We start from the raw sequence: 12,616 nt of genomic DNA, 5'->3' as shown, positions 1-12,616 counted from the left end.
ACTGCCCCACGGTGAAACCCGCGAGGTCTGAAAGCGGCAAACGCCCGGCCTGGCAAAAGCCAGACCGGGCGTTGCGTTTAGAGTCCGCCTGCGCGGCAGCGCATGTTCATGCGGCTGCCCGATGCGGCTCTTGAAGTACGCGAGTCAGAGGCTGCGAGCAACCTGGACCTTCTCGAAGACTTCGATCTTGTCGCCGACCTTGACGTCGTTGTAGCTCTTGACGCCAATACCGCATTCCATGCCGGCACGTACTTCGGAAGCGTCATCCTTGAAGCGACGCAGGGATTCCAGCTCGCCTTCGAAGATCACGATGTCTTCACGCAGTACACGGATCGGACGGTTACGGTGAACGACACCTTCGATCACCATGCAACCGGCAATGGCACCGAACTTCGGCGAACGGAACACGTCGCGAACTTCGGCCACGCCCAGGATGTTCTCCCGCACGTCGCTGCCCAACATACCGGTCAACGCTTTCTTCACGTCTTCGATGATGTCGTAGATCACGTTGTAGTAACGCATATCCAGGCCTTCCTGCTCGACGATCTTGCGAGCGCCAGCATCGGCACGCACGTTGAAGCCGAACAGTACAGCGTTGGAGGCCAATGCCAGGTTGGCGTCGGATTCGGTGATACCACCGACACCACCACCGACCACGCGCACTTGCACTTCGTCGTTACCCAGGCCGTTCAGAGCGCCCTGCAAAGCTTCCAGCGAACCACGAACGTCGGATTTGAGGACGATGTTGAGCGTCTTCTTCTCTTCCTGGCCCATGTTCTCGAAGATGTTTTCCAGCTTGCCGGCGTGAGCACGGGCCAGCTTGACCTCGCGGAACTTGCCTTGACGGAACAGCGCGACTTCACGGGCTTTCTTCTCGTCAGCCACAACGCTCATTTCGTCGCCAGCGTCCGGAGTACCGTCCAGGCCGAGGATCTCGACCGGGATAGCCGGACCGGCTTCCTTGATTGGCTTGCCGTTCTCGTCGAGCATGGCGCGCACGCGGCCATAGTTCGAGCCGACCAGCACCATGTCGCCTTGGCGCAGGGTACCGTCTTGAACCAGCACGGTCGCCACTGGGCCGCGGCCCTTGTCGAGACGCGATTCAACGACCACACCACGGCCAGGAGCCGAAGGCGTAGCGGTCAATTCCAGAACCTCGGCCTGCAACAGGACAGCTTCGAGCAATTCGTCGACGCCGGTACCCATCTTCGCGGAAACCGGGACGAATGGAGTGTCGCCACCCCACTCTTCGGAGGTCACGCCGTGAACCGACAGTTCGCTACGGATGCGATCGAGATCAGCGCCCGGCTTGTCGATCTTGTTCACCGCGACCACCAGCGGCACGCCAGCTGCCTTGGCATGCTGGACGGCTTCGATGGTTTGCGGCATCACGCCGTCGTCCGCTGCAACCACCAGGATCACGATGTCGGTTGCCTTGGCACCACGGGCACGCATCGCGGTAAACGCGGCGTGACCCGGGGTGTCGAGGAACGTCACCATGCCGCGGTCGGTTTCAACGTGGTAGGCGCCGATGTGCTGGGTAATGCCGCCAGCTTCGCCAGCCGCAACCTTGGCACGACGAATATAGTCGAGCAGGGACGTTTTACCGTGGTCGACGTGGCCCATGACGGTCACGACCGGAGCACGGGAAACCGCCTCGCCTTCGAACTTCAGCGACTCGGCCAGGGAATCTTCCAGGGCGGTATCGCTGACCAGGGTCACTTTGTGGCCCAGTTCTTCAGCGACCAGCTGGGCAGTTTCCTGGTCCAGAACCTGGTTGATGGTGGCCGGGGTGCCCAGCTTGAACATGAACTTGATGATCTCAGCAGCCTTGACCGACATCTGCTGGGCGAGGTCGCCCACAGTGATGGTCTCGCCGATCTTCACTTCGCGCACCACAGGGCCGGTAGGGCTCTGGAAACCGTGGGCGTTGCGTTTCTTCAGCTTGGCCTTGCCGCGACCGCCACGACGGAAACCATCGCTTTCTTCGTCGGTAGTACGAGGCGCAACGCGTGGTGCTGGCGCCTTTTCCTTGACCGAAGCACGATGAGGAGCGTTTTTACGCTCGCCATCGCCACCGCCACGACGGTTGTCGTCGGCACGCGGCTTGTCCGGACGACGTTGTTCGTCGCGCTTGCGAGTATCGGCTGGAGCCGGCGCTGGCGCGGCGACCGGAGCCGCTTCGCGAACAGGCTCGGCAACCGGGGCAACAGCCTCGACGGCTTCGGCTGGAGCAGGTTGCGCAGCAGCAGGCTGGCGACGCGCTTCTTCTTCAGCGCGACGCTTGGCTTCTTCTTCAGCCTTCTGACGAGCTGCATTTTCTACTGCGCGACGTTCTTCCAGTTCGCGCTTGCGCTCGGCTTCGATTTCTTCCGGGCTGCGTTGTACGAAGACTTTCTTCTTGCGTACTTCAACGCTGATGCTTTTGCTACCGGCAACACGCAGGGTGCTGGTGGTTTTACGCTGCAGAGTGATCTTGCGCGGTTCTTCCACTTTCGCCTTGTGACTGCTCTTCAAGTGAGTCAGCAGGGACTGCTTCTCACTGTCGGTCACATGTTCCTCGGCGGCGGTGTGCGGCAGACCTGCCTCACGCATCTGCTGCAACAGGCGCTCTACCGGTGTTTTGACCTCATCGGCCAGTTGTTTCACCGTGACTTGCGTCATGCACTTCTCTCCTCAGGCCGCGCCTAATTACTCGAACCAGTGGGCTCGGGCGGCCATGATCAACTTGCCGGCACGATCATCGTCAATGCCGTCGATGTCGAGCAGATCGTCAATAGACTGCTCGGCCAGGTCTTCGCGGGTAATTACGCCGCGCACCGCCAGTTCCATCGCCAAATCCTTGTCCATGCCCTCAAGCGAGAGCAGGTCTTCGGCCGGATGGGCGTCTGCCAGCTTTTCCTCAGTAGCGATGGCTTTGGTCAACAAGCGATCCTTGGCCCGAGCGCGAAGCTCGTTGACGATTTCCTCGTCAAAGCCGTCGATGTTGAGCATTTCCTCCACCGGTACGTAGGCAATCTCTTCCAGGCTGGTAAAGCCTTCATCCACCAGCACCTGCGCCAGTTCTTCATCGACTTCAAGCTCTTCGATGAAGTTGCGCAGGATGTCGCCGGTTTCAGCTTGCTGCTTAGCCTGGATGTCCGATTCGGTCATCACGTTCAGGGTCCAGCCAGTCAATTGGCTGGCCAGACGCACGTTCTGACCACCGCGACCGATGGCCTGAGCAAGATTGTCTGCGCCAACGGCGATGTCCATGGCATGGGCATCTTCGTCGACGATAATTGCCGCCACTTCAGCAGGCGACATGGCATTGATCACGAACTGAGCCGGGTTGTCGTCCCACAGGACGATGTCCACACGCTCGCCGCCCAACTCGCCGGATACGGCCTGGACACGCGAACCGCGCATGCCGATGCAGGCACCTTGCGGGTCGATACGCTTGTCCTTGGAGCGGACCGCGATCTTGGCGCGCGAACCCGGATCACGGGAAGCGGCCATCACTTCGATCAGGCCTTCAGCAATTTCCGGCACTTCGATGCGGAACAACTCGATCAGCATTTCCGGCGCGGTACGCGACAGGATCAACTGCGGGCCCCGGTTCTCGGTGCGGATTTCCTTAAGCAGCGCACGCAGACGCACGCCAACCCGGAAAGTTTCGCGAGAAATGATGTCTTCGCGAGCCAGCAACGCTTCGGCGTTGTTGCCCAGGTCGACGATCACGTTGTCGCGGGTGACTTTTTTCACGGTGCCGGAGATGATTTCCCCAAGGCGCTCGCGATAAGCGTCGACGACTTGCGCGCGCTCGGCTTCGCGAACTTTCTGCACAATGACCTGCTTGGCAGTCTGTGCAGCGATGCGACCGAACTCAATGGATTCGATTTTTTCTTCGACGACATCACCGACCTTGGCGCCCGGGTGCGTTTCCGCAACCTTGCTCGGCCAGGTTTCGATAGCCGGATCGTCCAGGTCGGCTTCCTCGACAACCGTCCAGCGACGGAAAGTCTCGTAGGAACCGGTGTGGCGATTGATTTCCACACGCAAATCAACTTCGTCTTCAAACCGCTTCTTGGTAGCAGTGGCCAGGGCCAGCTCCAGCGCTTCAAAAATAACGTTAGCCGGTACGCCCTTTTCATTGGATACCGACTCAACAACCAGCAGTACTTCTTTGCTCATCGTACGCCTCGCCTTTCGCAAGCCATTGGATCCGCGGGATCCGCAGTATCTGGCACGTATCAGTCAAAACTGGGAATAATGTTGGCCTTGTCGATCATGTCGATCGGCAACAGGAACTCGTGCTCGTCTACTTGCACCACGACGTCCTGCTCTTCTACACCGCGTAGAAGGCCTTGGAAGTTGCGTCGACCTTCGAAAGGCGAGCGCAGCCTGATCTTCACTTGTTCACCGGCAAACGAAGCAAACTGCTCAAGAGTGAACAGAGGGCGTTCCATGCCAGGCGAGGAAACTTCAAGGGTGTATTCGGAGGTGATTGGATCTTCAACATCCAGCACACCACTGATCTGACGGCTGACAATGGCGCAATCGTCCACCAGCACTCCGCCTTCTTTATCAATATAAACGCGCAACATTGAGTGGCGACCTTGAGCCGAAAACTCAATACCCCAGCATTCATAGCCTAGGGCCACGACCACCGGGGCCAACAAGGCCTGCAACTCTTCTAGCTTGCTCGACACCTGAACCCCCTCGTGCATGTAGTGCATGCTTTGCAAAATAAAAAATGGGCGAAACGCCCATCCTTGAAACGCCGTTGAACAGCGGCGTTATAAAGTGTCCAGCTAACAAAAAGCCCCTTGGAAGGGGCCCTGAAACTGGTTGCGGGAGCCGGATTTGAACCGACGACCTTCGGGTTATGAGCCCGACGAGCTACCAGGCTGCTCCATCCCGCGACAAAGCTGGGGGCGGAAGTATACGACCGATCCCTTATAGGGTCAATGTAACCCTTCCACCTACAAGAAAGCCCGCAATAGCGGGCTCTCCTGATAATTGGTACCGAGAAGGGGACTCGAACCCCTACACCCTATGGGCACAACCACCTCAAGGTTGCGTGTCTACCAATTCCACCACCTCGGCAATACAACGTTTGAAACCTTCTTACTTCTGCTCTTGAGCTGGAGGTACGTCAGTCGCCGAATTGGCCGACTTTTGCTCTTGAAGCACCGGGACATCATCAGAAGCCGGTTGTTGCTTTGGCGCTTCCAACACCGCTGGGTTTGGCAATCCTACTTGAGTCAGCTCGTGAGCCTTCTCTTTAGCAAAGTAACCTAACCCTAAGCTGGTTATGAAGAAACCGGCGGCGAGTATAGCAGTAAACTTACTAAGAAAGGTAGAGGAACCTTGGCTTCCGAATACAGTATTTGAAGCACCTGCACCAAAAGACGCACCAGCATCCGCACCTTTACCCTGCTGCAGCAATACGAGAGCGACTACACCCAGCGCGCCCAGCAGATGAAAAACGACTACGACTGTTTCCAGCATTTTTTCAGTTTCCCGCGGCGCGACATATCGCACCGAACTCATCTGCATTCAGGGAAGCCCCACCAATGAGCCCCCCATCGATATCCGGCATGCCGAACAGTTCGGCCGCATTGGCCGCCTTCACGCTGCCGCCGTATAGAAGCCGCACACCTCGTGCCACTTCAGAATTCTCTGCCGCCAACTGCGCGCGAATGGCTGCATGCACATCCTGCGCTTGTTGCGGCGAAGCCGTCAGCCCAGTGCCAATGGCCCAGACCGGCTCGTAGGCAATGACTGCCTTTGCAAAAGCACCGACACCCAAGTCTTCGATGATGCTGCCCAGCTGACGCCCGACAACTTCAAGCGTCTTGCCGGCCTCACGCTGCTCGAGGGTCTCCCCTACGCACAGCACCGGAATCAGACCACAAGCCTGGGCCGCAGCAAATTTGCGGATCAGCATTTTGTCCTGCTCGCCCATGATCTGGCGACGCTCGGAATGTCCGATCAGGACCAGGGCACACCCTGCATCCACCAATTGACTCGGTGCAATCTCACCGGTCAACGCACCTTGCATGGATTCCACCGCAGAGTTCTGCGCACCGACCGAAATCGACTTACCCTTCAAGCCATCAACCACTTGGTTGATATACAAGCAAGGCGGGAATACCGCGACATCAACACCGCTTGGCAAGGCCAGATTACGAAGGCCCTTGATCAGCTCAGCGACGCTGGCGCGGGTACCGTGCATCTTCCAGTTACCAGCTACCATAGGGCGACGCATGCTGTACCTCGTCGGTCAAAGTGGGCGCAGATGTTACCCAACCGATTCATCACTGGCAAGCCGAATTCAGGCAGAAACTTCAGTTACAAGTTTCGCCAGCTCTTCGGCGTAACCGCGGACCTGTGCTTCATCCTCGCCTTCGACCATCACACGCACCAAAGGCTCGGTACCCGACTTGCGCAGCAGCACCCGTCCACGCCCCGCCATTGCCTGGGTTACGCGATCACTGGCCTGCTTGACCATCGCGTGTTCGAGCGGACTCGCACCACCACCGAAACGCACATTGATCAGAACCTGCGGACATTTGCGCAACGCCTGGCGTGATTGCGCCAGACTTTCATTGTGCGCCTTGAGCGCCATCAGTACCTGCAGCGCCGCGATGATCGCATCACCGGTAGTGGTGTGGTCGAAACAGACGATATGCCCCGAATTTTCGCCACCAATCACCCAGTTGCGCTCCAGCAGCTCCGAGATGACATAACGGTCACCCACATTGGCTCGCACAAAAGGTATGTCCAGGTCCGCCAGGGCCAGCTCAAGACCGAGATTGCTCATCAACGTCCCAACGACGCCGCCCTGCAGCTTGCCACGACCGTGCAAGTCGCGAGCGATGATGAACAGCAACTCGTCACCATCGACCACAGTACCCGTGTGATCAACCATCAGGACTCGGTCACCGTCGCCATCAAAGGCGATCCCCAGATCAGCCTGCTCAGCCAGCACCGCTGCCTGCAACGCCTCGGTGTGCGTCGAGCCGCAGTTATGGTTGATGTTCAGCCCGTTAGGCTGGGCGGACAGCACCACCACCTCGGCGCCCAACTCACGAAAAACGCTAGGGGCGACCTTATAGGTTGCACCATGGGCGCAGTCGACGACGATCTTGAGGCCGGAAAAGCTGGTACCCGTCGGAACACTGCCTTTGCAGAACTCGATGTAGCGACCCGACGCATCGTTGATCCGCGACACTTTACCGATCTTGCTCGACTCAACCACCGTCATCGGTGCATCCAGCAGCTCTTCGATCATCAACTCGATTTCATCCGGCAGTTTCGTGCCCTTGCCGGAAAAAAACTTGATACCGTTGTCATCATGGGGATTATGCGAGGCGCTGATCACGATACCGGCTTGCGCCTGGAAGGTTCGCGTCAGGTAGGCGATAGCAGGCGTAGGCATCGGCCCCAGCAACATGACGTCGGCGCCCGCCGACGTCAGCCCTGCTTCAAGCGCCGATTCAAACATATAGCCAGAGATCCGCGTGTCCTTGCCAACCAGCACTTTGCAGGCGCCCATTTTTCGGAACGCCATGCCCGCAGCCCAGCCGAGCTTGAGCATGAAATCGGGGGTAATAGGATATTCACCGACCCGACCACGAATACCGTCGGTGCCAAAATATTTCTTGCTCATAAGTGCTCCATCATTCTTATTCGGCTGAATCCACTGCTGCGATCATCCGCACGACGTCCATCGTTTCGACTACATCGTGTACCCGCAATATGCGCGCACCTTTCGTAATAGCCAATGCCGCGAGCGCGAGACCACCATACAAACGCTCGCCCACCGGACGCCCCAAGGCATTTCCGATCATGCTCTTTCGCGAGACGCCAACCAATAAGGGACGGCCCAGGGCATGCAGGGCTTCCATATGCTTGAACAGGCTGAGATTGTGCGCCAATGTCTTGGCAAAACCGAACCCCGGATCAAGAATGATCCGCTCGGCAGGAATGCCCACGGCGGCGCATTCGTTCATTCGGTCCATCAGGAAATCACGCACCTCCCCTGTCACGTCCTGATAGTACGGATCGTTCTGCATCGTGCCGGGCTCGCCAAGCATATGCATCAGGCAAACCGGCAATCCCGTGGAGGCCGCGGCGTCCAGCGCGCCGTCACGCTGTAAAGAGCGAACATCGTTGATCAGTCCCGCCCCCAGTCGCGCCGCTTCGCGCATGACCGCAGGCGTGGATGTATCCACCGAAATGATGACATCAAGCTCGCGATGGATGCGCTCGACAATGGGCGCCACCCGCTCCAGTTCTTCGGTCGGCGAAACCGGCCGTGCACCTGGGCGCGTCGACTCACCACCAACGTCGATCAGCGTCGCACCTGCCGCCGCCATGGCCTCGGCATGTCGCAGCGCCGCGTCAAGCTGACTGAATCGGCCGCCGTCGGAAAAGGAATCGGGGGTGACATTGAGAATGCCCATGACATGCGCATGGGATAAATCAAGAACCCGGCTGCCGCATGGCAACCGGGTCGAGGACTGAGCAGAAGTCATTTCAAGCCTTAAACGTCGGCAGCCGGACCGCCGATCGGTGTTTCCGGACGCTCGCCCTGTACCGCCGGCGGCGTACCGGAAGAACCTGTGCCACCCGACCAGTCACGAGGCTCACGAGGCGGACGCCCAGCCATGATGTCGTCGATCTGCTCGGCATCGATGGTTTCGTACTTCATCAGGGCATCAGCCATCGCGTCCAGCTTGTCACGATTATCCGTGAGAATCTGCTTCGCGGTACCGTAGCACTGGTCGATGATGCTGCGCACTTCAGAGTCGATCAGCTTGGCTGTCTCGCCTGAGAAGCTCGCATGCTGGCCACTACCACCGCGACCGAGGAATACTTCACCTTCTTCCTCCGCGTACATCAACGGCCCAAGCTTCTCGGAAAGCCCCCATTTGGTCACCATATTCCGAGCGATCTGGCTAGCGCGCATGATGTCATTCGACGCGCCGGTCGTTACACCATCGAAGCCCAGGGTCATTTCTTCGGCGATACGACCGCCATACAGCGAACAGATCTGGCTGATCAATGCACGTTTGGACAGGCTGTAGCGATCTTCTTCCGGCAGGAACATGGTCACACCCAGCGCACGACCACGCGGAATGATCGAAACCTTGTACACCGGATCATGTTCAGGCACCACACGCCCGACGATGGCGTGACCCGCCTCGTGGTAAGCGGTGTTCTGCTTTTCTTTCTCCGACATGACCATGGATTTGCGCTCGGCGCCCATCATGATCTTGTCCTTGGCCAACTCGAACTCTTTCATTTCCACGATGCGCTTGCCGGAACGGGCTGCAAACAAAGACGCTTCGTTCACCAGGTTGGCCAGGTCGGCACCGGAGAAGCCCGGCGTACCACGAGCGATCACGCCTGGGGCGACGTCATCGCCCATTGGCACCTTGCGCATGTGGACTTTCAGGATCTGCTCGCGACCACGGATATCCGGCAACCCCACCACGACCTGACGGTCGAAACGCCCTGGACGCAACAGCGCAGGGTCGAGCACGTCAGGACGGTTGGTAGCCGCGATCACAATGATCCCGTCGTTCATTTCAAAACCGTCCATCTCGACCAGCAACTGGTTGAGAGTCTGTTCGCGCTCATCGTGACCGCCGCCCATGCCGGCACCACGATGGCGACCGACGGCGTCGATTTCATCGATGAAGATAATGCAGGGTGCATGCTTCTTGGCTTGTTCGAACATGTCGCGAACACGGCTAGCGCCTACGCCAACGAACATTTCAACGAAGTCGGAACCGGAAATCGTGAAGAACGGCACTTTCGCTTCACCAGCGATCGCCTTGGCCAGCAAGGTCTTACCGGTACCAGGCGGGCCAACCATCAGCACGCCACGCGGAATACGACCACCCAGGCGCTGGAACTTGCCCGGATCGCGAAGGAATTCAACCAGCTCACCGACCTCTTCCTTGGCCTCGTCGCAACCAGCGACATCGGCAAGGGTGGTCTTGACCTGGTCTTCGGACAGCAACCGCGCTTTGCTCTTGCCAAAGCTCATCGGCCCGCCTTTACCGCCCGCTCCGCCCTGCATCTGGCGCATGAAGAACATGAACACCGCGATGATCACCAGGATCGGAAAACTCGCGACCAGGAGCTGGGTCCAGATACTTTGCTGTTCAGGCTGCTTGCCTTCGACCACGACATGGTTGTCCACCAGGTCGCCGATCAGCCCATTGTCCTGAATAGCCGGACGAATGGTCTTGAAGCTGTCGCCATCGGTGCGCTTGCCGGTAATCACATAGCCATCAACGGCTACGCGCTCGACCTTGCCATCCTTGACCTGCTGGATGAAGTCGGAATAGTTGAGGGTCTGCGGCTCGTTAGGGCTGGAGAAGTTGTTCATCACGGTCACCAGGACAGCGGCGATGATCAACCACAGGATCAGATTCTTTGCCATATCGTTCAATTAACTACCCTCTGAAGCAAGCTCCGCTACTGGCGCGCGCTTCGCATGATATTCACCGGCCTAACTTACTACATTACCTACGACTCTGGCAGGCGCCGTCTGTAACCCTTTGTGAAACACTTTCTACACAATATTCGCTAATGCTCACGGGACGAAATACGAAAAACCTATCGCCCCGGTCGAAAAATCCCTTATTCCTCACTGCGACCACGGAAACCACGGCCCAGCAGGTACTGCTCACGGGAGCGATCACGCGATGATTTCGGCTTGCGCGTCGTGACCTTCTCGAACTGCTTGCGCACACTCTTGTGGTATTCGTCGAAGCCTTCGCCCTGGAAGACCTTGATCAAAAAATCACCACCCGGCTTCAACACCCGAGTCGCAAGATCCAGTGCCAACTCGCACAGGAACATCGATCGAGGCATATCAACAGATGCCAATCCACTCATATTGGGGGCCATATCGGAAATCACAAGGTCCACCTCGTTTTTTCCAACCGCTTCAAGAATCTGCGCCAGTACCGCGTCCTCGGTAAAGTCGCCCTGAATGAAGGTCACATCCGGGATGCTGTCCATTTCCAGGATATCGGAAGCGATCAGTGTGCCTTGCCCACCAATCAGACGACTGGTCACTTGGGACCAGCCACCCGGGGCGGCGCCCAAGTCGATCACGCTCATGCCTGGACGGATCAAACGGTCTCTTTCCTGAATCTCCAGCAGCTTGTAGCTGGCACGGGAACGATACCCGTCTTTTTGCGCCATTTTCACGAATGGGTCGTTGAAATGCTCTTGCAGCCACTTAAGACTTGTCTTGGAACGGGCCACGGGCCACCTCTAAAAAAATAAAACCGATCGTGATTAACTGGGCGGTCCCGGACTCGCTCGGGTAAACTGGCCGCCGCTTTTTACAAGATCAGACGCAGGGGTCAGATTATGCCGCTCACTCAAGAGCAGAAGAAACAATACAAATCCATCGGCCACCATCTGAAACCGGTTTTGACTGTGGCTGACAACGGTTTGACTGAAGGTGTGCTCGCCGAATTGGAACGCGCCTTGGGCGATCACGAGCTGATCAAGATCAAGCTCAACATCCTCGACCGCGAAGCCCGCCTGGCTGCTGTTGCCGAACTGTGCAAAGTCGGAAAGGCAGACCTCGTGCAGGTCATCGGCAAGATGGCGCTGATTTATCGCAAGAATTTCAGCGTCAACAAGCAGTTGTCGAACGTTCACCGCTTCAAGTGATATCAAAGGGTCAAGGGTGCGCTTCGCGCGCCCTGCCACTCCAGCCAGGAACGGGTTGCAATACAAGCACCAATCCGGAAAAGCCCAGCACCAGGTAACTGAATACCTGCCACTGGCTCGCATCCGGCCAGCCGAGATGCACAGCAAAGAACATCCCGCACGCGTACAACGACATGAGCAACAATTGCCCACGGATGTCGCGCCATAGACTGGCAAGGCCCTCGGCCTGAACCAGCACCAAAGCCTGAAACATCACACACGCCGCGGAAAACGCCACCAGCAGCGCCGTCAGCATGCCAGCGATTTCGTCGATGAGCAGCGGTGCCAGGCCAACTCGACCCAGCACCGGCAGCAAACCGATGTGTAACAACCAGATGCCGCCCACCCATAACATCTGGGTGAGCTGCCAGATCATGGCGCCGGCTCGCAGCGGGCGCCTTCGCTCAGATGTGACGGACTTCGACAATCTCATACTCGATGACACCACCGGGCGTCTTCACAGCGACCACATCACCCTCTTCCTTGGCAATCAAGGCGCGAGCGATGGGCGAGCCGACTGAAATCTTGCCGAGCTTGATGTCTGCCTCGTCTTCGCCAACGATCTGGTAGGTCACGCTTTCATCGGTCTCGACGTTGGCGATTTCCACCGTGGTGCCAAAGATGACCTTGCCAGTATGTGGAATCGTCGTGACATCGATGATCACCGCATTCTGCATACGGCCTTCGATGTCACGGACACGCGCCTCGACCATCCCCTGCTCCTCTCGGGCAGCGTGGTATTCGGCGTTTTCCTTCAGGTCGCCCAGCTCACGCGCTTCACCAATAGCCTGGCTCAAGCGCGGGCGCTCGACCTTGGTCAGGAAAGCGTGTTCTTCCTCCAGGGCCTTCGCGCCCTGAACAGTCATCGGGTACTTGGTTATGC

12 protein-coding genes and 2 tRNA genes are annotated in these 12,616 nt (G+C 58.0%); 1 reads left to right on the top strand and 13 read right to left on the bottom strand.

Annotated elements, in window-relative coordinates:
* Positions 1 to 144: 144 nt before the first annotated feature.
* The 11 genes from infB to rlmE form a co-directional block, all read right to left on the bottom strand.
* A complete protein-coding gene (gene infB, locus FHK92_RS07750; RefSeq protein WP_181287551.1) occupies positions 145 to 2,664 on the bottom strand; it encodes a translation initiation factor IF-2 in 2,520 nt (839 codons plus the stop codon).
* 27 nt (positions 2,665 to 2,691) lie between these two features.
* Entirely contained in the window at positions 2,692 to 4,173 is a 1,482-nt protein-coding gene (gene nusA, locus FHK92_RS07745) for a transcription termination factor NusA (RefSeq protein ID WP_181287550.1), read from the bottom strand.
* A 59-nt stretch (positions 4,174 to 4,232) separates the two neighbouring features.
* Positions 4,233 to 4,691 (bottom strand): ribosome maturation factor RimP, encoded by a 459-nt coding sequence (rimP, locus tag FHK92_RS07740; RefSeq protein WP_181287549.1) that lies wholly within the window; start codon positions 4,689 to 4,691, stop codon positions 4,233 to 4,235.
* Positions 4,692 to 4,827: 136 nt separating this feature from the next.
* Positions 4,828 to 4,904 (bottom strand) — tRNA-Met (locus tag FHK92_RS07735).
* Positions 4,905 to 5,002: 98 nt separating this feature from the next.
* Positions 5,003 to 5,088 (bottom strand) — tRNA-Leu (locus FHK92_RS07730).
* 21 nt (positions 5,089 to 5,109) lie between these two features.
* Positions 5,110 to 5,493 (bottom strand): preprotein translocase subunit SecG, encoded by a 384-nt coding sequence (gene secG / locus FHK92_RS07725; protein ID WP_181287548.1) that lies wholly within the window; start codon positions 5,491 to 5,493, stop codon positions 5,110 to 5,112.
* Between the two features lie 4 nt (positions 5,494 to 5,497).
* Positions 5,498 to 6,253: a triose-phosphate isomerase gene (tpiA, locus tag FHK92_RS07720; protein ID WP_181287547.1), complete on the bottom strand. Its 756-nt coding sequence runs from the start codon at positions 6,251 to 6,253 to the stop codon at positions 5,498 to 5,500.
* A gap of 66 nt (positions 6,254 to 6,319) precedes the next feature.
* A complete protein-coding gene (gene glmM, locus FHK92_RS07715; protein ID WP_181287546.1) occupies positions 6,320 to 7,657 on the bottom strand; it encodes a phosphoglucosamine mutase in 1,338 nt (445 codons plus the stop codon).
* Positions 7,658 to 7,673: 16 nt separating this feature from the next.
* Positions 7,674 to 8,525: a dihydropteroate synthase gene (gene folP / locus FHK92_RS07710; RefSeq protein ID WP_181287545.1), complete on the bottom strand. Its 852-nt coding sequence runs from the start codon at positions 8,523 to 8,525 to the stop codon at positions 7,674 to 7,676.
* A gap of 8 nt (positions 8,526 to 8,533) precedes the next feature.
* Positions 8,534 to 10,444: an ATP-dependent zinc metalloprotease FtsH gene (gene ftsH / locus FHK92_RS07705; RefSeq protein ID WP_181287544.1), complete on the bottom strand. Its 1,911-nt coding sequence runs from the start codon at positions 10,442 to 10,444 to the stop codon at positions 8,534 to 8,536.
* Between the two features lie 200 nt (positions 10,445 to 10,644).
* Positions 10,645 to 11,277: a 23S rRNA (uridine(2552)-2'-O)-methyltransferase RlmE gene (gene rlmE / locus FHK92_RS07700; RefSeq protein ID WP_003177853.1), complete on the bottom strand. Its 633-nt coding sequence runs from the start codon at positions 11,275 to 11,277 to the stop codon at positions 10,645 to 10,647.
* 108 nt (positions 11,278 to 11,385) lie between these two features.
* Between rlmE and FHK92_RS07695 the strand changes: the two genes are divergently transcribed.
* Complete coding sequence (locus FHK92_RS07695; RefSeq protein WP_181287543.1) at positions 11,386 to 11,694, top strand: YhbY family RNA-binding protein; 309 nt, start codon at positions 11,386 to 11,388, stop codon at positions 11,692 to 11,694.
* 10 nt (positions 11,695 to 11,704) lie between these two features.
* Here the strand turns inward: FHK92_RS07695 and FHK92_RS07690 are convergent, their stop codons facing one another.
* Both FHK92_RS07690 and greA read right to left on the bottom strand, forming a co-directional pair.
* Positions 11,705 to 12,109 (bottom strand): MFS transporter, encoded by a 405-nt coding sequence (locus FHK92_RS07690; protein ID WP_181287542.1) that lies wholly within the window; start codon positions 12,107 to 12,109, stop codon positions 11,705 to 11,707.
* A gap of 28 nt (positions 12,110 to 12,137) precedes the next feature.
* Complete coding sequence (gene greA / locus FHK92_RS07685; RefSeq protein ID WP_030139783.1) at positions 12,138 to 12,614, bottom strand: transcription elongation factor GreA; 477 nt, start codon at positions 12,612 to 12,614, stop codon at positions 12,138 to 12,140.
* Between the last annotated feature and the right edge of the window lie 2 nt (positions 12,615 to 12,616).

Origin of the sequence: Pseudomonas brassicacearum subsp. neoaurantiaca (genome assembly GCF_013608025.1) — a bacterium.
GTDB lineage: Bacteria > Pseudomonadota > Gammaproteobacteria > Pseudomonadales > Pseudomonadaceae > Aquipseudomonas.
The sequence above is the reverse complement of the archived record's forward strand: the minus strand, read 5'-3'. Positions and strand labels throughout refer to the sequence as shown.

Excerpts from the sequence above, each read along its gene's own strand:
- ftsH (WP_181287544.1), bottom strand. The coding sequence starts at position 10,444 with ATGGCAAAGAATCTGATCCTGTGGTTGATCATCGCCGCTGTCCTGGTG.
- glmM (WP_181287546.1), bottom strand. The coding sequence starts at position 7,657 with ATGAGCAAGAAATATTTTGGCACCGACGGTATTCGTGGTCGGGTCGGT.
- tpiA (WP_181287547.1), bottom strand. The coding sequence starts at position 6,253 with ATGCGTCGCCCTATGGTAGCTGGTAACTGGAAGATGCACGGTACCCGC.
- infB (WP_181287551.1), bottom strand. The coding sequence starts at position 2,664 with ATGACGCAAGTCACGGTGAAACAACTGGCCGATGAGGTCAAAACACCG.
- FHK92_RS07690 (WP_181287542.1), bottom strand. The coding sequence starts at position 12,109 with ATGATCTGGCAGCTCACCCAGATGTTATGGGTGGGCGGCATCTGGTTG.
- folP (WP_181287545.1), bottom strand. The coding sequence starts at position 8,525 with ATGACTTCTGCTCAGTCCTCGACCCGGTTGCCATGCGGCAGCCGGGTT.
- secG (WP_181287548.1), bottom strand. The coding sequence starts at position 5,493 with ATGCTGGAAACAGTCGTAGTCGTTTTTCATCTGCTGGGCGCGCTGGGT.
- nusA (WP_181287550.1), bottom strand. The coding sequence starts at position 4,173 with ATGAGCAAAGAAGTACTGCTGGTTGTTGAGTCGGTATCCAATGAAAAG.
- FHK92_RS07695 (WP_181287543.1), top strand. The coding sequence starts at position 11,386 with ATGCCGCTCACTCAAGAGCAGAAGAAACAATACAAATCCATCGGCCAC.